Source organism: Streptomyces sp. 1-11 (genome assembly GCF_007176755.1).
In the GTDB taxonomy this organism is placed as follows: domain Bacteria; phylum Actinomycetota; class Actinomycetes; order Streptomycetales; family Streptomycetaceae; genus Streptomyces.
Window position 1 is genome coordinate 453,878 of the sequence record NZ_BJTV01000006.1, and the last position, 19,151, is coordinate 473,028.

At 70.9% G+C, this 19,151-nt stretch carries 23 protein-coding genes and 1 tRNA gene; 5 read left to right on the forward strand and 19 right to left on the reverse strand.

Translation table 11 applies throughout. The annotated features are described in order from the left end of the window. The first annotated feature begins 14 nt into the window (after positions 1–14). The gene (locus TNCT1_RS16210; RefSeq protein ID WP_143632458.1) at positions 15–212 is read left to right on the forward strand and encodes a DUF2207 domain-containing protein; all 198 of its coding nucleotides are present in this window, start codon (positions 15–17) and stop codon (positions 210–212) included. A gap of 137 nt (positions 213–349) precedes the next feature. Here the strand turns inward: TNCT1_RS16210 and TNCT1_RS16215 are convergent, their stop codons facing one another. Continuing rightward, positions 350–1,156, reverse strand: coding sequence for a YihY/virulence factor BrkB family protein (locus TNCT1_RS16215; protein ID WP_143632461.1), 807 nt, complete (start codon positions 1,154–1,156; stop codon positions 350–352). 271 nt (positions 1,157–1,427) lie between these two features. Here TNCT1_RS16215 and TNCT1_RS16220 point away from each other — a divergent pair, with 271 nt between their 5' ends. Next, positions 1,428–1,868 carry a hypothetical protein gene (locus TNCT1_RS16220; RefSeq protein WP_143632463.1) on the forward strand — a complete coding sequence of 147 codons (441 nt, stop codon included), beginning with the start codon at positions 1,428–1,430 and terminating at the stop codon, positions 1,866–1,868. An 87-nt stretch (positions 1,869–1,955) separates the two neighbouring features. Here TNCT1_RS16220 and TNCT1_RS16225 read toward each other — a convergent pair whose 3' ends face one another. The 4 genes from TNCT1_RS16225 to TNCT1_RS16240 form a co-directional block, all read right to left on the reverse strand. Next, positions 1,956–3,326 (reverse strand): Cys-Gln thioester bond-forming surface protein, encoded by a 1,371-nt coding sequence (locus TNCT1_RS16225; RefSeq protein WP_143632465.1) that lies wholly within the window; start codon positions 3,324–3,326, stop codon positions 1,956–1,958. 329 nt (positions 3,327–3,655) lie between these two features. Then, positions 3,656–4,126, reverse strand: coding sequence for a single-stranded DNA-binding protein (locus tag TNCT1_RS16230; protein ID WP_143632467.1), 471 nt, complete (start codon positions 4,124–4,126; stop codon positions 3,656–3,658). 205 nt (positions 4,127–4,331) lie between these two features. Further along, on the reverse strand, positions 4,332–6,605 hold the full coding sequence (locus tag TNCT1_RS16235; protein ID WP_373920477.1) for a YfjP family GTPase: 2,274 nt from the start codon (positions 6,603–6,605) through the stop codon (positions 4,332–4,334). Positions 6,606–6,728: 123 nt separating this feature from the next. Continuing rightward, positions 6,729–8,336 carry a dynamin family protein gene (locus tag TNCT1_RS16240; RefSeq protein ID WP_143632471.1) on the reverse strand — a complete coding sequence of 536 codons (1,608 nt, stop codon included), beginning with the start codon at positions 8,334–8,336 and terminating at the stop codon, positions 6,729–6,731. Between the two features lie 272 nt (positions 8,337–8,608). Here TNCT1_RS16240 and TNCT1_RS16245 point away from each other — a divergent pair. Beyond that, positions 8,609–8,681 (forward strand) — tRNA-Arg (locus TNCT1_RS16245). 94 nt (positions 8,682–8,775) lie between these two features. Here TNCT1_RS16245 and TNCT1_RS16250 read toward each other — a convergent pair. The 11 genes from TNCT1_RS16250 to TNCT1_RS16300 all read right to left on the reverse strand — a co-directional run bounded on the left by TNCT1_RS16250 (position 8,776) and on the right by TNCT1_RS16300 (position 15,606). Next, on the reverse strand, positions 8,776–9,999 hold the full coding sequence (locus TNCT1_RS16250) for a tyrosine-type recombinase/integrase (protein WP_143632473.1): 1,224 nt from the start codon (positions 9,997–9,999) through the stop codon (positions 8,776–8,778). Further along, positions 9,999–10,190 (reverse strand): helix-turn-helix domain-containing protein, encoded by a 192-nt coding sequence (locus TNCT1_RS16255; RefSeq protein ID WP_268894173.1) that lies wholly within the window; start codon positions 10,188–10,190, stop codon positions 9,999–10,001. Before TNCT1_RS16255 ends, TNCT1_RS16250 begins: the two co-directional genes overlap by 1 nt. Then, entirely contained in the window at positions 10,187–11,566 is a 1,380-nt protein-coding gene (repSA, locus tag TNCT1_RS16260) for a replication initiator protein RepSA (RefSeq protein ID WP_143632475.1), read from the reverse strand. The genes TNCT1_RS16255 and repSA overlap by 4 nt, the downstream gene beginning before the upstream one ends. Continuing rightward, a complete protein-coding gene (locus TNCT1_RS16265; RefSeq protein ID WP_143632477.1) occupies positions 11,559–11,744 on the reverse strand; it encodes a hypothetical protein in 186 nt (61 codons plus the stop codon). Before TNCT1_RS16265 ends, repSA begins: the two co-directional genes overlap by 8 nt. Before the next feature lie 85 nt (positions 11,745–11,829). After that, positions 11,830–12,381 (reverse strand): GGDEF domain-containing protein, encoded by a 552-nt coding sequence (locus TNCT1_RS16270; RefSeq protein WP_143632479.1) that lies wholly within the window; start codon positions 12,379–12,381, stop codon positions 11,830–11,832. Positions 12,382–12,472: 91 nt separating this feature from the next. Next, entirely contained in the window at positions 12,473–12,784 is a 312-nt protein-coding gene (locus tag TNCT1_RS16275; protein WP_143632481.1) for a SpdD-like protein, read from the reverse strand. An 11-nt stretch (positions 12,785–12,795) separates the two neighbouring features. Next, a complete protein-coding gene (locus TNCT1_RS16280) occupies positions 12,796–12,951 on the reverse strand; it encodes a hypothetical protein (protein ID WP_143632483.1) in 156 nt (51 codons plus the stop codon). Between the two features lie 11 nt (positions 12,952–12,962). Continuing rightward, positions 12,963–13,154 (reverse strand): mobile element transfer protein, encoded by a 192-nt coding sequence (locus TNCT1_RS16285; RefSeq protein WP_143632485.1) that lies wholly within the window; start codon positions 13,152–13,154, stop codon positions 12,963–12,965. A 19-nt stretch (positions 13,155–13,173) separates the two neighbouring features. Beyond that, positions 13,174–13,872 carry a DUF2637 domain-containing protein gene (locus TNCT1_RS16290; RefSeq protein ID WP_143632487.1) on the reverse strand — a complete coding sequence of 233 codons (699 nt, stop codon included), beginning with the start codon at positions 13,870–13,872 and terminating at the stop codon, positions 13,174–13,176. A 19-nt stretch (positions 13,873–13,891) separates the two neighbouring features. After that, positions 13,892–15,247 (reverse strand): FtsK/SpoIIIE domain-containing protein, encoded by a 1,356-nt coding sequence (locus TNCT1_RS16295; protein ID WP_143632489.1) that lies wholly within the window; start codon positions 15,245–15,247, stop codon positions 13,892–13,894. 2 nt (positions 15,248–15,249) lie between these two features. After that, entirely contained in the window at positions 15,250–15,606 is a 357-nt protein-coding gene (locus TNCT1_RS16300) for a hypothetical protein (protein WP_143632491.1), read from the reverse strand. A 157-nt stretch (positions 15,607–15,763) separates the two neighbouring features. On the opposite strand from TNCT1_RS16300, the gene TNCT1_RS16305 reads away from it, so the two are divergent. Beyond that, positions 15,764–16,495: an XRE family transcriptional regulator gene (locus tag TNCT1_RS16305; RefSeq protein ID WP_143632493.1), complete on the forward strand. Its 732-nt coding sequence runs from the start codon at positions 15,764–15,766 to the stop codon at positions 16,493–16,495. A 28-nt stretch (positions 16,496–16,523) separates the two neighbouring features. Further along, on the forward strand, positions 16,524–16,994 hold the full coding sequence (locus TNCT1_RS16310; RefSeq protein ID WP_143632494.1) for an NUDIX hydrolase: 471 nt from the start codon (positions 16,524–16,526) through the stop codon (positions 16,992–16,994). A 23-nt stretch (positions 16,995–17,017) separates the two neighbouring features. Here TNCT1_RS16310 and TNCT1_RS16315 read toward each other — a convergent pair whose 3' ends face one another. The 3 genes from TNCT1_RS16315 to TNCT1_RS16325 all read right to left on the reverse strand — a co-directional run bounded on the left by TNCT1_RS16315 (position 17,018) and on the right by TNCT1_RS16325 (position 18,719). Then, positions 17,018–17,410, reverse strand: coding sequence for a hypothetical protein (locus TNCT1_RS16315; protein WP_143632496.1), 393 nt, complete (start codon positions 17,408–17,410; stop codon positions 17,018–17,020). Positions 17,411–17,479: 69 nt separating this feature from the next. After that, a complete protein-coding gene (locus tag TNCT1_RS16320; RefSeq protein ID WP_143632498.1) occupies positions 17,480–18,028 on the reverse strand; it encodes an HD domain-containing protein in 549 nt (182 codons plus the stop codon). Positions 18,029–18,191: 163 nt separating this feature from the next. After that, entirely contained in the window at positions 18,192–18,719 is a 528-nt protein-coding gene (locus TNCT1_RS16325) for a hypothetical protein (RefSeq protein WP_143632500.1), read from the reverse strand. Positions 18,720–19,151 lie beyond the last annotated feature (432 nt).

Consider the following 19,151-nt stretch of genomic DNA (forward strand, 5'->3'; position numbering starts at 1 on the left):
ACAGGAGGACCGTTGTGACCGTCCTCGCGATCCTTCTCTTCATCATCGGGACGCTTCTGATCCTCGTGGGAGCACTCCTGATCCTGATCGGGACGTTCTTGATCGCTCTAGGGGTGATCTTGATCTTCATGGGGCTGGCCCTGATCGCCATAGGTGTGTTCCTGCTGATCCGGAGGTTCCTCGGTCGTGATCGGACTCGGTCTCACACCTGACCGCCCTGAGGGCCGCCGCGTACGGCCGCCGAACCGGTCGGGCACGGCACGGTGCCCGGCCGAAGGGCCCAGCCGGAGCGCCCGGCCAGAGGGCGTGCCGTCTCACCGGAGCGCCCGGCCAGAGGGGGCGTGCCGTCTCACCGGAGCGCCCGGCCGACGATCGCGCCCAGGTGGATCACCACGCCGACCGCGACCAGCCAGGACAGGATCACCATGACGACGCCGATGGGGCCGTACCTCTGCTCGTTCTCCACGATCGCGGCGGAGAAGTAGTGGGCGGAGAAGACGCCGAGGCCGGTCCAGCAGACGCTGGTGACCAGGGCCGGCGGGAAGAGGGCGCGCCAGGGCACCGTTCCGGCGAGCAGCGCGTACATGCTTCCCCACCAGAAGACGACCGCCCATGCGAAGCCGGTCAGCCCGATCAGGAGCCAGCCGTGCAGCACCCTGCCGAAGGCGGCCTGCGCGGCGGCGTAGGCGAACAGTCCGGCGAGCCAGGTGAGCCGGGCCGTGGTCTTCCACTTCGCGTTCTCCGGGACGTCGAACAGCAGCCGGTACCAGCTCTGCAGGGTGCCGGCCACGGCGAGGGCTCCGAGCAGGAGCAGTGCGGCGCTCGTTCCGGTCAGTGTGTACGAACTCGTGGTGGGTGCGAACAGGGTCGCCACGGCCTGAGCCGCCTGCTGGTCCAGGCCCAGCCAGCCGGCGACGACCACGGCCGTGTCCTGCCCGGCCGCCGCCGTGAGGATGATCAGGAACGGGAAGAAGCACAGGAGCGCCAGCGCGGCCAGCTGGAAGGAGTGCCCGAAGAAGTCCACCGCCGAGAGCCGGGTCCACAGCCGGCCCGGCCCGCTCTCCTCGAAACGCCGGAACGCGCCCTGCCACGCCTGGTCGGCGCGCCATCGCACCGCGTTCAGTGGGGGGCGGGGTGTCTTCCTGCCGTCGTTCATGCGTGCTGTCCCAGGGTCGGTCCGCCACCCGCTGGATGCGGGAACCCCCTGAGTGCACGGCGGTTGCGAATCAAGCGTAGGCATCCCCGAGTGACGGCGCGCGTCAGGCGGGCGGCCGGAGCGGAATCACCCGCACCGAGTGAGGACGCCGGTCCCGAGCGGGCGCAGTCTGGAGCCTGGAACGCCTTCCCGCGCCCGGGGAGGGACGAAGGAAAGCGTCCTCACTGATCGCCGGACGCAATGGCCGCACGTACTCGATCGAGGCCGAGACATGACCACGACACACACCACACAGGCCCGTAAGCAGCACTGGGCCGGCGGGCTGATGCTCTTCGCCGCCGTCATGCTGATGATCGCCGGAGTGATCGACATCTTCCGCGGCATCATGGGGATCGCCGCGGACGACGTGTTCGTCGCGACGCGCGGTTACGTCTTCCGGTTCGACCTGACCGGCTGGGGCTGGGTGACCCTCATTCTGGGCGCCGTTGCCGTGGTGGTCAGCCTGGGGCTGTTCCAGACGACGAAGTGGGCGCGGATCTCCGGCATCGTCATCGCCGGCCTGATCATCCTCGCCAACTTCCTCTCCCTGCCCTACTCCCCGCTCTGGTCCACCCTGATGATCGCCTTCGCGGGCGTCGCCATCTGGGCCATGTGCGTGGCGCAGCCCCAGGAGACCGGTCCGCGCCAGGCCGCGCCCCCGCCCGTCGGCTGACCGGCGGGGCGTCGCGCGTCGGCTGACCGGCGGGGCGTCGCATCGCGCCCGGCGGGCGGGGTCAAGAGGTGCCGGTGCGACCGGACCTCACTCGCCCGCCTGCGCTTCCTTCCTGCGCAGCACCACCAGCACCGCGCCGCCGATGACCACGAGTCCGATGGCCACACCGGCGATCATCGGCGTGATCGCGGAGCTGCCCGTGGCCGCGAGGTCGGTGCCTGAGGAGATGGAGCTGCCCCCGCCGATCGTCGCGGGGCTGGGTTCGCTCAGGGTCTGGGTGGACTCGGTGGTGACCGTGCCCTGGGTCTTGCAGTCGAGGACACCGGTGAAGCGGTGACTGAAGCCGTTCGGCCCGGTGATCGTGAAGTCGTAGGGCTGGTCCTCCTGGAGCGGGACCGTCACCGTGCGCGAGGTCCCGGCCGGGATGGTGTGCTCGGCGCCCATCAGCTCGAAGGTGAAGGGCTGGTCGCCCTTGTTGGCCGCGGTGATGTCGACGCCGCTCTTGGCGCAGTTCTTCCGCGCCGACACCGCCAAGGCGCCCTTCTCGGCCCAGGTGGCGCCGGCGGTCGCGGAGACCGTGGACTCGCTGGAGCCGGCCAGTATCTGGGTCTGGCTGCGGCTCTCAGAGGCGAAGGCGCGGCCCACCGGGACGGTGGTGGAGGCCTGGACGGTGAGCTGGGCGGAACCGTCGGCGGCGCCCTCGGGGACGTCGAAGAAGAGCTGGCTGCCGTCCTTCGCCGAGGTGATCACCTTGCCGGTCCTGTCGATGATCCGTACCCCGCCCGCACCCGCGCCCGCCGACGGGCTGACCGTCACGCCGCGCGCGTTGGTGTGCACGGTCACCGGTCCGAGCAGGTCGCCCGGGCGGCCGGAGACCGCGGGCGGGTCCAGGGTCAGCGAGGCCTGCGGCTCGGCGCTGTCGCGGGCGCTCTTCTCCAGGTAGTCCGCGAGCTTCTCGGCCTGCGGGTCGACGGCGTCGACCTTGGCCCCGTCCGAGTACCGCCAGATGGCCACCTGGGTGCCGGCGGCCGCGTCCTGTTCGCTCAGCCCGCGCACGCCCGCCCGCTGGGCGAGTGTGGCGAGGTCGTTCACCTGAGGGTAGGAGTTCTGCAGGATCCAGCGGATCCTTCCGGCGTCCTTGTTCACGCCCAGCGAGGTCCCGCTCCAGGGCGTTTCCTGGTAGCGGGCGTCGCGCTGGGTGGGGTTGTGGATGTCGACGCAGTACGTCTGGAGGGTTCCGCCGCCGTCCACGGACATCTCGAACAGGCCCGCGGACACCTGCTGGTCGCCGCCGTCCTCGTGGATCACGGCCTGGCCGTAGGTCTTCAGGCCGCCTATCGTCGCCGTCGCGCCGCCCTGGGTCTGCGGTGTCTCGTCGGCCGCGGCCGTACCCGCGCCGAGCAGCACGGTGGTCGCCGCGACACCGGACGCGAGCGTCACGGCCGCGAGGCGGGCCACGCGAAACCGAGTGAACCCAGTGAACGCACCAAGCACAGAATTCCCCTTCGAGCAGGACCCGTTGGATGTGGGGGACGGTCCCACCAGCAGAATCGGCTGCCCCGAGGGGCATGCCCGGCATCCTATGGATCACGGGGACCGCGCTTGCCGGTCGGATGGTCACACGGGGCGATCCGATCCGGAATCGTTATCGCCGGCACGGCACGCCGGCTGGGCTTGTCGACAAGTACACCCTGTTCAGCGGCCGGTTCGGCACGCTCGGTCGCCACTTGCCGACGAGGCGCGACAGCCGTGGTCCGGCCGGCGCGGGACAGCGGTGGGCGCTGACGTCACGTCACCGCCGTTGTGAGCAAGGCTGGTTGTGCGGGTGGCTCGGTCTGTTCCCCGGTGGCCGGAGTCTCCCAGTTCGGCTCCGGCCGGGCCGTCGCCGGCGCCTCCTGCCTGACCGCTCGGCGGAAGAGCGCGGTGCCCCGCGTCAGGTCGTGGCCGACGGCCACCGCGTCGATGTCGGCCGACGTACGGCCCTGTTGCCCGTCGCGCGGTTCCGTGCGCACCTTCAGGCGGCCCTGGACGATGACGGGCTGCCCCACCTCCACCGAGGCGGCCACGTTGACGGCCAGCTGACGGTTGGCCCACACCGTGAAGAAGTTGGTGTGCCCGTCCGTCCAGGCGCTCTTCTCGCGGTCCCAGTAGCGCGCGGTCACCGCCAGCCGGAACCGGGCCGAAGGGCCGGCCGCCGTCTCCCGGTACAGCGGCGGAGTCGCCACGTTGCCCACCACGCACACCACGGTCTCGTTCATCCTGCACCCCTCCTTCGCCCGGCCCTCACGGTCGGACGGACATGCGTACGGGCCCGTCCCGTACGGAGGCTTCCGCCCCGCGGCACGATCGCCGCGGGATCAGACTGCCTCCGCCGGGCCGGGCCCGCTGAGCGCTGTGGACCACCGCCGGGCTGTGGAGAACCCCGTCACCCGCCCGGGTGAGGACACCCGGGAAATGGGGTTCTCACCCCACCCCCACTCCCGTCTGCGCCACCCGGCCGTACTGCTCCCGCACCTCCCGGTACCGCAGCAGCTCCGCGGCCACCGGGTCGAGCACCCGGGCCCGGCCGCAGCCGGCGGCCGCCTCCCGCAGCCGGCGTTCCGCGTCCTGGCCGTACCGGCGGGCGGGACCACGGGCCGCCATCCGGCAGCCCCACTCCACGAACGGCCCGCCGACGATGCCGCACACCATCAGCAGCACGGGCACGCCCAGGTTGGGTGCCATGACCCCCGCGATCTGTCCCACCAGCCACAGACCGCCCACGACCTGCAGCAACGTCATGGCCGCCTGGACCAGCACCGCCGCCGGCCACCATCCCGGCCGGGGCGGCCGTCCCGGCGGCAGTCCGGCCCGCGCCGCCAGGTCGTCCAGCGCCTCGGACAGCCCGAGCGAGCCGCGTACCGCCGCCTCACGCACCGCCTGCGCCCACGGCGTGGGCAGACCCGCCGAGGCCCGGTCGGACACCGTGCGGACCGCCTGCTCGACACGCTGGCGCGCCGTGGCCTCCTCGTCGGCCTGATGGCGTACCGCGATCCGGCCCGTGCTCGGCCCGCCGCGGCCCTGGTACCAGCGCCACAGCCGCAGCCAGGGCGTGCCGCAGGCGCGGTTGGCGTTGCGCAGCCAGGCGCGTTCGGCGGCCTCGCCGGCCGCGGTGGCGCCCACCGCGTCGGCGAGCCGGGCGGCGAACTCCTCGCGTGCCTCCTCGCTGAGGCCGACGCGCCGGCCGGTGGCGTAGACGGGCCGCAGTTGGGCCGCGGCCGCGTCCAGGTCGGCGGCGACCCGGCGGGCCGCCGCACCGCGCTCCATCACGAAGTGGCCGAGGGCCTCGCGCAGGTCGCCGACGCCTTCGCCGGTGAGCGCGGACAGCGCGAGCACCGTGGCGCCCGGTTCGCCGAACTCGCCGAGCGCGACGCCGTCCTCGTCGAGCAGCCTGCGCAGATCGTCCAGCACCTGGTCGGCGGCCTCGCCGGGCAGCCGGTCGACCTGGTTGAGTACGACGAACATGACCTCCGCGTGGCCGGCCATGGGCCGCAGGTAGCGCTCGTGGAGCATGGCGTCGCCGTACTTCTCCGGGTCGACCACCCAGATGACCGCGTCGACCAGCTTGAGGATCCGGTCGACCTGCTCGCGGTGCTCCACGGCCGCGGAGTCGTGGTCGGGCAGGTCGACCAGGACAAGACCGCGCAGTTGCCCCTCGGCCTCCGCGCTCTGCACGGGGCGCCGGCGCAGCCGCCCCGGGATGCCGAGCCGGTCGATGAGGCCCGCCGCGCCGTCGCTCCAACTGCACGCGATGGGCGCCGCGGTGGTCGGGCGCCGCACCCCCGTCTCCGAGATGGCCACTCCGGCCAGGGCGTTGAAGAGCTGTGACTTGCCGCTGCCGGTGGCGCCCGCGATGGCGACGACGGTGTGCCCGCCGGAGAGCTTGCGGCGGGCGGCCGCCTCGTCCAGGACCCGGCCGGCCTCGGCGAGGGTACGGGTGTCGAGGCGGGCGCGGGACAGGCCGACCAGCTCGCGCAGCGCGTCCAGCCGGGAGCGCAGGGGGCCGTCGTACGCCAGTGGCGCGGGGGTGTGGGTGCCCGGCGGGCGGGCGGGCTTGTCGAGGACGGAGACGCGCTCAGCGATGTCCGTCACCCGGCGGGCGATGAGCCCGTCGTCCCAGGCGTCGGTCGCTTCGGCGTCCGCGTCGGCCTCGCGGGCGGCCTCCCCGTCGCCCTGCGGGGGGCGGTGCCGCCCGCCGTCGGTCTCGGCGCCCGCCGCACCGCCGGAAGCCTTCACGCGCGCGTGCGGCTCGTCGGCGCCACGGTCCGGCCGCTCGCCCGCCACGCGCGCGTGCGGGTCGTTCTCCCGGCGGCCGGCGAGCGGGTGGCCGCCGCCCGCGCGGGCGGGCGCGCCCTCCTGGAAAGTGACGCCTTCACGGGCGGGCGCGCCCTCCTGGACGGGGGCGCCCTCCTGGCGGTCGGCGCGCTTCACGGGCACGCGCGCGTGCGTCCGGCCGTTCGTCTCCGGCCCCCACTCGTCCAGCGGTTGACCGTCCACGGTGACCCTGACCCTGCGCCTCGCCACGGGTTCGGCTCCGGCGCCGCCGGCGTGTGCGGCGCCAGGGGCTGCCAGCGCGGAGCCGCCGGCAGCCGGCGTCCGGCCGTCGGCCGTGTCGCCCTCCTCCCCGGCCCGGCCGTCCCCGCCGGCAGCAGCGGGACCGGCGTTGCCCGAGGGGCCGTGGTGCGTCATGCGGTCCATGTGAGTCATGTGATCGGTGTGGTTCCTGTGTTCCTGGTCCCTGTCTCTGTCCCTCTCGCTGCCCCTGTCCCTGTCGCTGTCCGTGTGGTCCGTGTGGTCGTGGTCAGTGACGGCTGTCACCGTTCACCTCTCCTTCTGCAGTACGGACATCGCGGCGATGAGCTCCGCCTGGGGCTCGGCACGGACGTCAAGGGCGTCGAGCGGGGCGAGGCGGCGTTCGCGTTCGGTGTGCACGACGCGGTCCACGGTGTCGTTGAGCAGGCGCTCCGCCCGGTCGCGCAGCCGCAGCGCGCCGTGGGCGCCGATCCGCTGGGCCAGCCGCTCGCCCGCGGCGCGCGCCCGGCTCCCGCCCAGCAGCGCGGTGGCGACGAGTGCGGCGACGCTCTCGGAGTCGGGAGCGGTGCTGCGCTCGATGTCCCGTACCTCGTCCTCGGCGTACTCCTCCAGCTCGCGCCGCCAGCGGCGCGCCGCGAGCCCGATGCGGTGTTCGGCCTTGTCCGGGGAGGGGTGCCGGCCGGCGAGCCCCGGAGCGGCCGCGCCCGGCTCGCGCCGCCACGCCTCGTCGACACGCTCGTCGGCGGCCGTGACGGCGCACAGCAGCAGCGCGCCCAGGCTTTCGACGAGGGCGTCCAGCAGTTCACCCGCCGTGCAGTCCAGGGGGAAGGCACGCCAGCGCTTGAGCGCGTCCCCGGCGAGCACGGCCCCGGACTGCAGCCGGCCCCGCAGGCGCGCGTGCTCGCCGTCGTAGGCGCTCTCGACGGCGGAGGTGAGCCGGAGCGCGGCGGCGTACTGGGCGGCGACGGCGCCGGCCAGCTCGGGCATGCGCGCCTTGAGCGAGTCGAGCAGGCCGTGCGCCGTACGGGCCATCACGTGCTCATGGGCCGCGGCGTCCTGCGCGTGGTGCACCAGCCAGGTCCGCAGGGCCGCCACGGCGGTGGAGGGCAGCAGACCGGCGCCCCAGGCCGACTCGGGCAGCTCGGGCACGGTGAACCGGGGTACGTCGCCGAGCCCGGCCTTGGTGAGGAGGGCGCCGTACTGCCGGGAGACCTCCGAGACCACCTGGTGCGGGACACGGTCGAGGACGGTCACCAGGGTGACGTCGTACTCCTTGGCCGTGCGCAGCAGGTGCCAGGGCACGGCGTCGGCGTAGCGGGCGGCGGTGGTGACCATGATCCAGATGTCGGCGGCGCAGATCAGCTCGGCGGCCAGGACGCGGTTGTCGGACAGCAGCGAGTCGATGTCGGGCGCGTCGAGCAGGGCGAGGCCGCGCGGGAGGCTCTCGGCCGTCTCGACGCGCAGTGCGCGGGGGGCGGCCTCGCCGGGGAGCAGCAGATCGTCCCCCGTGTCCGGCTGCGGCCCCCACACGCGCGTGAGGTGGGGGAGCACGCGCATTCCGCTGAACCAGTGATGATCCTCCGGATGGCAGACCAGGACCGGTGTCCGGGTCGTCGGCCGGAGCACGCCCGCCTGGCTGACTCTGCGCCCCACGATGGAGTTCACGAGGGTCGACTTGCCGGCCCCGGTGGACCCGCCGACGACGGCCAGCAGCGGGGCGCCGGGATCTCTCAACCGGGGCACCAGATAGTCGTCGAGCTGCGCAAGGAGCTCGTCGCGGTTCGCACGCGCGCGTGGGGCCCCGGCCAGGGGCAGCGGAAAGCGTGCGGCGGCGACACGGTCGCGCAGAGCGGAGAGTGTGTCGAGCAGCTGAGGCCGAACGTCCAAGGTCACCACATGCGAAGAATGCCCAATTTTAGGGGAATTCTGAAGCATATGGACATCTCAGCGCGCCGATGGAACAGATCGGACGTAAGGGACGACTGGTACGAGGGCACAGTCCAGGCATAACGAGTGCACAACACCCGGAGCGTCGGAGGCCAAAAGCGGTGCACGATTCGCACCTGCCTGCGATTATCAGGACCGCTTCACCGAACCTCCACATCGAGCCACGGAGGCGAAGCGACAGGGTCAGGGAGCGAGGAGCTTTATCCTTGTCCCGCCACCAGGCCCCCGTAGCTCAGTGGATAGAGCAGGCGCCTTCTAAGCGCTTGGCCGCAGGTTCGAGTCCTGCCGGGGGCGCAACCCGTCACCAGCAAAAACGCCCCAGAGGGGATCTCCCCTCCAGGGCGTTTCGTGTCTCTGACGGCAACGCTGACGGCAACGGGCCCGTCACTCACTCGTCGGCGAGCAGGCTCCCGAGCTGGTCAAGAGCTGACCGCTTCTCGGTCATGTCGGCGTGTGCGTAGATGTTCATAGTCACGTCCAAGGCGCTGTGCCCGACGATGTCGCGGACGATGTGCGGCGGGATGCCGAGGCCGAGAAGCAGCGTCACGCAGGTGTGCCGAAGATCGTGGAAACGCACCTTCAGGCCCAGCCGCTCGCGGATCGGGTAGAAGTGCCGGTTCAGGTTCCGGGGCTCGATCGGGGTCCCCCGCCTGGTGGTGAAGACCAGACCGGTTTCCCGCCACTGCTCCCCCGCCGCCCGGCGCTCCTCGGCCTGGCCGACACGGTGCCGGCGGAGGGCGTCGACGCACACGGCGGGCAGCGGTACGGGCCGCTCCGAGCGACGCGTCTTGGGCGCGGTCAGCGTCAGCTCGCCGTTGACCCGCTGCAGGGCCGTACGGATCTCCAGTGATCCCCCATCCAGGTCAACGTCCGACCAGTGAAGCCCCAGCAGCTCACCACGCCGCAGACCCAGGTACAGCGCGAGCACGTAGGCCGCACACAGGCGGTTGTCGCGCACGTCGCCCAGGAGCTTCTTGGCTTCGGCGACGGACAGGCCGCGGCCGACCCGGTACCGGGGAGTCTGCACCTGCACGAGCTTGGCGACGTTGCGCTGCACCAGCTCCTCGCGAACCGCGTGCTGGAGGGCGTTCCGCAGCACCGCGTGAAGGTACTGGACCATGCGAGGAGACAGCCGCCGCTCGCAGCACCGCTTGGGGGTGGCGGCACAGCAGCGACGCGCGTCGGCCGGACGGGCGGCGTCCCGCTTCTGCGCGCAGCACTGGCAGGCCTGCCGAGCCCAGTCGAGGAAGAGGCGCACGTCCTTGGCGGTGAGCCGCGCCAACTTCTTCTTGCCGAGCCGGGGGATGATGTACGCGTTGACGCACTTGCTGTAGCTGTAGACCGTCGACGGCCGCACCTTGTGACTCACGATGTGCTCAAGCCAGTAGGTCAGGTAGGTGTCGAGGCTTTCCGTCGTGTCAGCCGCCGGGATGCCCTGATCGCTCTTCGCGAGCAGCTCGGTGAGCTTCCGCCGGGCCTCCTCCCAGGTCTTGCCGTAGACCCGCCGGCGCTTGTACGTGCCGTCAGGCATCAGGACATAGCCCGCTCCCTCGTAACGGCCGTCCTTGCGGCGGTAGATGGTGCCTTCTCCGTTGGGGTTGCGCTTGGCCATCAGGCGGCCTCCTCGATCTCGTGGTTGATGAAGTCGCGCAGCGCGTCAGCGGGCACGCGGCGGGAACGCCCGACGGGGATGGAGACCAACCGGCGGGAGCGGATCAGGTCGTAGACCGTGGAGCGGCCGAGCCTGAGCCGCGCCATGACCTCGGGCACCGTCAGCAGTTCGGCAGTGGCAGTGGTGCTCACGCCGCAGCTCCTTCCTGGGCGAGTAGGTCGCGTAGGGCATCGCGGGCGGTCTCGCGGTTGAGTTGGAGGTCGCGGGCGATGGTGGCGGCGAGGGCTGATTCGCCGGGGGTGTGGCCGTGGCCGGCGTACTGCCAGTCGGCGAGGACGAGGACGGTGTCCGGCTCGGTGTCCTCCAGACCGAGGGCTTCGCGCTCCTGGGTAGCGCGGTAGTCGGCGCGTTCCTGGCGGAGGGCGCCGAGGGTGGTGGAGTAGCGGCGGGACTTGGTGGAGAAGTGGCCGCGGAAGCCGAGCATGTGCGCCCAGGCCCAGAGGCGGCGGTCGGGGTAGAGCGGGTCGAGTTCCTTGCAGGCCGTGATGAGGCGGCGGGTGTGGTCGGGGACCTGGTGGCGATCGAGTTCCGCGAGTTCGCCGATGCGGCGGTCGAGGGTGCCGGTGTTCTCTGCGGCTTTGGTGGCGTACTTGGCGACGTAGGAGGCGACGGCCTGTTCGGTGATGTCGGAGCCGTCACCGAACGCCTTGACCGGTCGGACGTCGAGCTGGGTGCCCCAGCGGAAGGTCCGGGCAGGCTGGTCCTCGGCGGCCGGGACAGAAACTGACGTGTAGGAGTGCGCGGCAGCTGCGCGGATCGCGTCGGCGAGGAGGTCGACGGTGGCCCAGGCGGGCGGCGGCGTGTCCGGGCCGTTGGGACCGTCCAGCCGGATCACGGCGTGGAAGTGCAGGGCGCCGCGCTTCTGGAACTCGGCGACCTTGCCGTACGACAGCCGTGCGCACTCCTTCAGCTCACGTTGTGAAAGGCCGGCGCGGGCGGCTATCTCGCGGCGGAGCCGGGTGGTGAAGCGCTGCCAGAGCTGTCCGGCGTGGTTGTTGAAGAGCACTGTGCCCGCGTAGTCGTACGTCTCTGGGTCGAGGGCGGTGCCGAGGGCGGGGTCATCTGCCAGGTGGCGGGTGCCGCAGCGGCAGACGCCGTAGTCGGGTCGGTTGTGCACGCGGCCAAACGACGGCGCGGTGAGGGTGGCGAAGACGCGGGGGTGGTCGCGGACGGTGGCGGCGATGTCCCTGCGGTCGTCACCGGCGAGGCCTGCGCGGATGAGGTGGTAGGTGTCGCCCGCGTACGTCCAGGCGCAGGCAGGACAACGGGAGGCGCGGCGGTTGCCGCAGGCCAGACGAAGGCGTCCGCCGGGTTCGCCCTCCGTGGAGTAGTGGTGCAGGGTCTCGCCGGTGGTCTTGTCCTTGGTGAGGGTCCAGCCGGTCAGGTGGATGGGGTCGGCGCAGCCGCCAGTGCGGCGGATCTGGTCTTCCCATCGGGCGTAGTCGGAGGCCGAAGCCACCCTCAGCAGGTCGCCGAGGGTGGTCGGGTCGAGCAGCGTCTCAGGCACGGGCGCCCTCCCGGTCGCGGCGGGCGGGGGTGCTGCCGGTGCCGTGGCAGGCCGGGCAGTGTGCGGTGATGATCCGCAGGTGGCCGCGGGCGTCGCGGCCGCCGAGGGTGATGGCGACGGAGGCGAAGCCGTCGCAGGCCGGGCAGATCCTCGGCGGAGGCGGTGTGTGCTGGGCCATGATGGTGGTTCCTTTCGATTGCGGTTGGAAGAAACGGCCCCGGGTGGCGGCGTGCTTGGCGGCTTGTGCGCCACCCGGCGGCCTTTCAGTGAGAGGTGCGTGAGCCCCGGCGGCCACGGCCCTTGGCCGCGTACATGGCCGCATCAGCAGCGGCGAGAGCATCGGTCAGCGACGGCGCGGGCAGCTCGGCGACGAGGCAGGCCCCGACCGAGGCGGCCAGCGGCAGCGACAGCCCGGCGTAGGGCAGCGGCCGGTGAAGGGCGGCGTTGAGCGCGCCGAGATCGGCGGCGGCCAGGTCGCGGACTACGGCGACGAACTCGTCCCCGCCCAAGCGTCCGGCGATGCCGTGGCATCCGCACCAGGAGCGCATGCGGTCGGCGGTGGCGACGAGGGCGGCGTCCCCGGCGGCGTGGCCGTGGGTGTCGTTAAGGGTCTTGAAGTGGTCGAGGTCGACCAGGAGGACGGCGGCACTCGGGTGTCGGCGGATGAGGTGTTCGGCGCGGGCGGTCCACCCAGCGCGGGTGTGCAGGCCGGTGAGCGGGTCGCGGCGGGCGGTGGCGAGACGGCGGGTGAGGATGCCGCCGTGCACGGCCCAGCCGAGTAACGGCGCGACGCTGGCGGCGAGCTGCAGATCCATGGCTTCTCCTTGGCGATGGCGGTTGACTGGCAGATCCCGGTCCCGAAGGCGGCGGCGTGCTTGGCGGCTTGTGCGTCGCCTCCAGGCCGGGTCAGCGGCGGTGCTGGGCGGAAGCGAGCGAACGGACGACCAGGGCGCAGACGGCGACGGAAGCGGCGGTGATGGCGACCGCCAGGAGCATGGAGACCAGGACGGCGCCGACGACCAGGACCACGGCGGTGCCGCCCCCGACCAGGGCGAGCGCGGAACCGGGCGTGAGCTGGACGGTGGGCCGGGACGGCGTCGAGACGGGGGCAGGAGCAGCGGCCGGCGAGGACTGCTCGACGGCGATCGGCTCGACGAGGACAGGCGGCGAGGTGAACCGGGTCGGGGCGGGCATGGTCGGGATCTTGGGGCGGAGCATGGTCGGTCTCCCTACTTGATGGCGGTGTCGATGACAGGGGCGAGCAGGCTGTCCGCGACGAGGTAGCCGCCGAGCAGCAGCACCAGGACCAGCCAGAGCGGCGGGCGGGCGAGCTTGCAGCCGAGGTAGCCGACGACGGCGAGGGCGAACCAGAGCGGGACGTCCATGGCGGTGCCTCCTATCGGGCCGAGCAGCGGTGGGTGCGGGCGGCGAGCTGGGCTGCGGACTGGGTCGAGTAGTCGGCCGACCAGCCGCAGTGGTCGTTGGTGCACACGGCGGCGTGCTTGGTGCTGCCGCGCTGGTCGCGGTGGGTCCCGATCTGCACGGGGCCGATCCGCATGAGGGAGTGGAAGTAGTCGCGGGCGGGCATGGCGGCTTCTCCTTTCGGTTCAGGCGAGCTGGGCGGCGATGGCGTCGGCGAGGTGGGCCGGGACACCGAGGCGGGCGCGCAGGGTGTCGGTGTCGATCGGGGCGCCGGTGCGGGCGTGGTGGTCGTCGGCGACCTTCCGGGCGTGGTCGACCAGCGCGGCCGGGACCGAGACGGGCGAGGGCGAGGGCGCGGACGCGGGCAGTTCTCGGCCGGGCTCAGGAGCGTCGGCCACTTCCGGCTGAGGTTCCGGAGAAGACTCGGTCTTCGACTCGGCAGCGGGCCGGGGTTCGGGCACGGCTGTCTCGGCCGGTCCGGCAGCCGCGGACCCTTGCGGTGCTTCCGCCTGGGCGGGCAGGTGAACGAGGAGAGTTCCGCCGAGGAAGGCGAGGGCAGGCCATCCGGCGACGAGGATGCGCAGCCAGGCGGGCACGTCCCCGAGGTCGAGAAGGCCGGCGGTGGCGACGTTGGCGCCGAGGGAAGCGGCAAGCGCCACGGCGAACCAGAACCATGCGGCCCTGACCGGCTGGCCAGACGGGCGCAGCATCCTCAGCCGCCGCCAGGCTGCGACGAGGAGCAGATCGACGCTGATCGGGTAGGCCCACGCCTTCCAACCGTCCTGTCCGGCAGCGGCGGCCAGGTCGTGAAGGTGGGCGAAGGACAGGGCACCGGCGATCACGGCCTGGACGAGCACGGCGTCGACTCGGGGTGCGGCACGCATCGTCAATCTCCTTCCGAGGTCAGGCCACGACGGGGGCGGGCTTGGCGGTCGGATCGGAGACCGGAATCCAGAGCGGCAGGGCGGGCCGGAAGGACGCGAGTTCGGGCAGCTCCGGGGTCAGCGAGGCGTGTCGGTTGCAGGCATCGACGGCCTTGCGCAACGAGGTGTGTGGGGCGCGGATGCGAGCCCATCCGCCGGTGGGGTCCCCGGCCACGGCGACGCCGGGCGTGTCGGGCGATATCTGGATCGCGGCGAGGACGGCGTCCGGGGCGACGTCGCCGAAGGCCATGTTGGCCGAGGGTTCGTCGTTGACCCGGTGGGCTGTGCGGCCGGTGAGCTGAGCGCGCAGCATCGTGATGCCCTTGCCGAGTTCCGAGCCGAAGCGCTGACCGCAGATCTCCAGGTAGATCCCGGCGGCGCGGCCGAGCTGGGCGAGGCGCGCGAGGGCGGTGATGACGCGGTCCCGGCGCTTCTCTTCCTCCTTGTTGGTGAAGAGGGCCAGCTCGGCGACCTCATCGACGAGCAGCACGATCGAGACCGGGCGCAGATGCTCGGGCAGGTCCCAGATGTCGGCGGCGATCTCCGCGTCCGGAACGTCGGCGGTGATGCGCTGCTCGGCACGGATGAGTTGGTAGACGGCCTCCATGCGGGACACGAGACCGTCGAGGAGTTCGGCGGCGTCGTCGGTGTTGTCCGCCAGTGCTGAGAAGCGGCGGGCCAGCGGATACAGCTCCACGCCTTGCTTGCAGTCGATGCCGACCAGGGCGACCGGCTGTGCGGCCAGCTCAGCGATCAGGTTGCGCTGGTAGACGGACTTGCCGGACTTCGTCGCGCCGAGGGTCAGCGCGTGGGGGACGGTGCGGTAGTCGCGGTAGTGCACCGCGCCGTCTTCCCGCAGGGCGACGGGAACCCGCGTCGGCGTACGCTCCAGCCTGGCCGGCATCTGCACCCGGTTGAGCACGTCATAGCCGGTCATCCGCAGCTCGACGACGCCCGAGCGCAGCTCACGCGAGGTGACGCCATACATGCCGAACGAGTGCCGCAGCCGATCACACGAGGCGGACACGTCGAAGGCATCCTGTCCCGGGCGCAGCCCCAGCCGCAGGACCAGGCCGGTACGGGTCGGACGCAGCCGGAGAATGCGTGGAGGCCGCGAGTCAGGGACGGGGCGGTTCGCGACCCGCGCCAGGGCCAGCCGCCAGCGGGACGGCGGCACCGTCAGCCCGCAGGCGTCCATCACCGAGCGGTAGCGGACGAGGACCCGCAGGACGGCGAGGGTGACACCGAAGGTCAGCCAGTACCAGGCGGGACGCCGCCACCGCAGAAGAACAGCGGTGGCGACGACCAGCAGCAGGGCGACGGTGGACCCGGTCACGGTCAGGCCGCCTTGGACTGCGCGGCGCTGTCGACGAGGGACGTGACGGCGACCGCACGGAAGCTGATGCCGTGGCGACGCTGCCCGTTGAACTCGTTCTCCCACGGCCGCGCGACCAGGCCGGTCAGCGCCACCGGGGTCCCCATGGCCAGCTCACCGGAGATACCCGGCTCCGGCACGGCGACGGCAAGGATCTCGACCTCGCCGTTCGCGGCGAACATCACGTCGACGGTCATCATCGAAGCGCCGGTCTCGGGGTCCGTGGCGATCTCACCGGTCCGGCGGTCACGGATCTTCGGCTGCGGGGGACGGGCGACCATCACAGTCGCGCCGGAGGTCTCTACGGGGATCTGACGCATCGTCTTGTCTCCAAGTCGGGGGTGGTGGTGACCGACATCCCGTCGGTGAGACCAGAAGACCGCGAGAGCGGGTGGACGCATCACCGTCCGTATGGACGTTTAGGGACGTCTGAGCTACCGTCAAAACGTCCTCAGTAGTCCCCGAGAAGGGCACGAGATGGCGAACGAGCGTTTACGCGCGGCGATTTCGGTGAAGGGCGAGACGATCCAGTCCGTCGCGGGACACGTCGGAGTGGACCCCAAGAGCGTCGAGCGGTGGATCACCACGGGCCGCACCCCGCACCGCGGGCACCGATGGAAGGCAGCGAGCTTCCTCGGAGTCGACGAGATCTATCTCTGGCCGTCAGTGGAGAAGCAGGCGGAGAAGGCCAGCACGTCCGAGCTGATCACGTACTACCCGCATCGTGGAGCGGTGCCCGCGCCGCTGTGGTCCTCCCTGATCGAGAAGGCGACGGACCAGGTAGACATCCTCGTCTACGCCGGTCTCTTCCTCTTCGACAATCACCCGGACCTGCCCGACCACCTGGCCGCGAAGGCGAAGGCCGGCGCCCAGGTCCGCATCCTGCTCGGCGACCCCGACTCCCAAGCAGTCCGCCAACGCGGCGAAGAGGAGGGCATCGGCGACGACCTGGCCGCGCGGGCCCGCATCACTCGTCGTTATCTCGAGCCCGCCATGTCGACGCCCGGCGTCGAGGTCCGCGTGCACGACACGATCCTCTACAACTCGATCTACCGGTTCGATGAGGACGTTCTCGTGAATCCTCATGTCATGGGAGCTCCCGCCGGCCAGAACCCGGTGATGCACTTCCGGTACCTCCCCGGAGCACGGACGTTCCGGCACTACATGCGGAGCTTCGACTACGTGTGGGAGCGGGGCCGGGCGGCGTAGAACGCCGCGCACGTGCGACGCTGAACCCATGGCCCGCGTCGACTACTTCAACGACCCGAACGCTCCGAAGGCGAACAGCCTCGTCCCCTCCGTGACCGCTGTCGCCCGCAACGAGGCCGGAGAAGTCCTGCTGATCCACAAGACCGACAACGATCTCTGGGCTCTGCCCGGAGGAGGGATCGACCTGGGCGAGTCAGCCCTGGACGCAGCCGTACGCGAGACGAAGGAAGAGACCGGCTTCGACGTCGAGGTGACCGGCCTCGTCGGCATCTACACCAACCCCAACCACGTCATGGCGTACGACGACGGCGAAGTCCGTCAGCAGTTCTCCATCTGCTTCCTTGCCCGCATCATCGGCGGCCGGCTGCGGACGAGCAGCGAGAGCAAGGAAGTCGCCTTCGTCGACCCGAGCACGTTGGACGAGCTGAACATCCACCCGTCCATGCGCATGCGGATCGAGCATGGCCTCGCAGAACGGCCCGAGCCGTACCTTGGATGACTCACTCGGCCCAGGTCAGAGCATCACTTAAAGATGAAGTCCGCGCATGCGACGATCGTTGAGATCACCCCTACGGCGACGCCCAGAGTCGCGCTCATCTGCTGCCGATCCTGCATAAGCGCTGCACTCGGCCCGAGCGCTTCGCCCCCCGCTCCACGTAGCGCTTTCATGCCTTGCCACTTGTGCTCACGGATCCAACAGCCACGCAGCAGACCTTGCGCGTTGTTCCGGCACCTTCCTTGCCGCCCCAGGGCAATGCACCTGAGCGGCGCCTGAAAGAGGAAGTACAGGACAGCTACGGCGGCTACGAGGATGAAGATCCCCGGCCCGATAGCGTCCGAAGCCCATGCCAAGATCCCCAACAAGAGGATCACTACACCCCAACGCTTCTTCAGGAAGTCCCCCAGGCCACCCATGCGAAGGACCGTAAAGCATCCGACACAGCGGCGGTAGACCGCCTGAGGCCAGGAGCTCCGGCCCGAGCCTCAGCCCAAGCGCGCGTGAACGCGTTGTACGGCTGCGCCCAGGTAGGGCCGCGCCTTGCTGATCGCGTTGTGAACCTCGCTACCCGGTTCGTAGCGGACCAGGATCTCGTCGATCCGGGTGTCGAAGTCGAAGGGCTGCCCAGCAGGGCCGGTCGTCATGTCCGCGAAGATCAGGGCATCGAGGACCGGGGAGTCCTCCCGCTCGTAGACGGCCAGTTCGGCCGACAGTCCACGCTGTTCCGCCTCGTACACCGCCCCGGAGTGGTGGGCGACCAGCCGCACCAGGCGCGCCGGTGCACCCAGTGATTCGAGGTACCTAGCGCCGTCGAGGGGGTGGAACCCGGTGTCACGCAGCTCGGGTGCGTAGCCGATGTCGTGCAGCCATGCGGCAGCGACGAGGAGGTCCCGATCTGCCTCGGACACAGCCGCGGAAGCCTCGCGAGCCCGAGCAGCCACGGCCTGAGTATGAAGCCAGCGGTTCCCGAGCGGAGGAAGCAGGGACTCGGCCAGCTCGGCCGCTCCCTGGGGCGTGTCCAGTGCAGAAGGCATGGATGGAACGGTAGCCGAGCCGAGCTGAGAGCCGACAGGCCACGACCAGGGGATGTTGATCAGTGTCGAGTTTCAGTTGATGGTTGACGGGTCGACATGGGGTGATGCTTGACCTCTTCCCTTGACGATCTTAGCTAGGCGATCAAAGAAGGCGCCTGATGAACTACCAGCCGAACTCGGGAGGCCCTACAACCTGGGCGTTGACCTGTGCCGCCAGCCAAGCAGCACGCTCGTCATGTCCGGGCCGTGCGTGGATGAAAACAGTATGTTCGGCCGCCCACTCGCTGCAGTGGATGTCGCGACTGTTGCACGCGACCTCCAGCTCCGCGTACTTGTACTCCTCGTCCAGCCCAAGCTCCGGTACAGCCGGCCACTTCAGGTCATGCCACAGGACGTAACACCTGGTGATGTCGGCCCACGTCTTCAGGGCCTTACCTGCCTCATCGCAGCTCGACACATTCAGGCACAGACTTGCGGGCAAGGTCGTACGGCCCTCCCCGTACCACTCAACGTGCGCTCCGGGCCGAGCCTCGGTCAGCCGTCGCAGCTCGTCATCATCGCGTGCCCAGGCGTCCAGATAGCAGCCGCTGGGTCTGTACCAGGACGCGACCGACAGCAACCCCTCCGCAAGCCTCAACGCCTCATCCAGGTCCGTGGTCCGTAGCACGGGCCACGCACGTGTGTTCCCCATGTCGGCATCATTCCAGGCTGATCATTCCGCCGGACGCGCACAGCCAAGCCGAGGCAAGCGGTGTCAAGCATCAGGTGAAGCCACAACGTCAAGTATCAACCGAGACAAGACAGGGGATGTTGATCAGAGCGCGGTAAAACTTCCACTACTTCATCAAGGCCCGCGCACGGCGCGGGCGCGCGCCGCCTCTGCGGCGCGGCCTGCCTCCTGCCTTCGTCCCGGCTGGCCGCGCCCGGCGGCGCGCTCGGCGGCTGCGGGCAAGGCGTGGGAGACACCCTCTGTGGCTGGGGCGGTCGGCTCCACGGCTTTAGAGGTTGTTCGCTTTCCGAATGTCGTGTGCGGATTCCGCTGGTCAGGCATGAGATTGCGGCTGTGGCGGGAGTGTCGACTCGTTGCTGATCGAGTCGGCGTGGGGGTGGCGGATGCCGTCGA

What these genes read in the sequence shown, in the direction of transcription:
- TNCT1_RS16305 (WP_143632493.1), top strand. Translation starts at nt 15,764, where the DNA reads ATGGCGAACGAGCGTTTACGCGCGGCGATTTCGGTGAAGGGCGAGACG.
- TNCT1_RS16215 (WP_143632461.1), bottom strand. Translation starts at nt 1,156, where the DNA reads ATGAACGACGGCAGGAAGACACCCCGCCCCCCACTGAACGCGGTGCGA.
- TNCT1_RS16310 (WP_143632494.1), top strand. Translation starts at nt 16,524, where the DNA reads ATGGCCCGCGTCGACTACTTCAACGACCCGAACGCTCCGAAGGCGAAC.
- TNCT1_RS16230 (WP_143632467.1), bottom strand. Translation starts at nt 4,126, where the DNA reads ATGAACGAGACCGTGGTGTGCGTGGTGGGCAACGTGGCGACTCCGCCG.
- TNCT1_RS16275 (WP_143632481.1), bottom strand. Translation starts at nt 12,784, where the DNA reads ATGCTCCGCCCCAAGATCCCGACCATGCCCGCCCCGACCCGGTTCACC.
- TNCT1_RS16315 (WP_143632496.1), bottom strand. Translation starts at nt 17,410, where the DNA reads ATGGGTGGCCTGGGGGACTTCCTGAAGAAGCGTTGGGGTGTAGTGATC.
- TNCT1_RS16220 (WP_143632463.1), top strand. Translation starts at nt 1,428, where the DNA reads ATGACCACGACACACACCACACAGGCCCGTAAGCAGCACTGGGCCGGC.
- TNCT1_RS16280 (WP_143632483.1), bottom strand. Translation starts at nt 12,951, where the DNA reads ATGGACGTCCCGCTCTGGTTCGCCCTCGCCGTCGTCGGCTACCTCGGC.
- TNCT1_RS16300 (WP_143632491.1), bottom strand. Translation starts at nt 15,606, where the DNA reads ATGCGTCAGATCCCCGTAGAGACCTCCGGCGCGACTGTGATGGTCGCC.
- TNCT1_RS16235 (WP_373920477.1), bottom strand. Translation starts at nt 6,605, where the DNA reads ATGGACCGCATGACGCACCACGGCCCCTCGGGCAACGCCGGTCCCGCT.
- TNCT1_RS16285 (WP_143632485.1), bottom strand. Translation starts at nt 13,154, where the DNA reads ATGCCCGCCCGCGACTACTTCCACTCCCTCATGCGGATCGGCCCCGTG.
- TNCT1_RS16265 (WP_143632477.1), bottom strand. Translation starts at nt 11,744, where the DNA reads ATGGCCCAGCACACACCGCCTCCGCCGAGGATCTGCCCGGCCTGCGAC.
- TNCT1_RS16270 (WP_143632479.1), bottom strand. Translation starts at nt 12,381, where the DNA reads ATGGATCTGCAGCTCGCCGCCAGCGTCGCGCCGTTACTCGGCTGGGCC.
- TNCT1_RS16325 (WP_143632500.1), bottom strand. Translation starts at nt 18,719, where the DNA reads ATGGGGAACACACGTGCGTGGCCCGTGCTACGGACCACGGACCTGGAT.
- TNCT1_RS16320 (WP_143632498.1), bottom strand. Translation starts at nt 18,028, where the DNA reads ATGCCTTCTGCACTGGACACGCCCCAGGGAGCGGCCGAGCTGGCCGAG.
- TNCT1_RS16290 (WP_143632487.1), bottom strand. Translation starts at nt 13,872, where the DNA reads ATGCGTGCCGCACCCCGAGTCGACGCCGTGCTCGTCCAGGCCGTGATC.
- TNCT1_RS16250 (WP_143632473.1), bottom strand. Translation starts at nt 9,999, where the DNA reads ATGGCCAAGCGCAACCCCAACGGAGAAGGCACCATCTACCGCCGCAAG.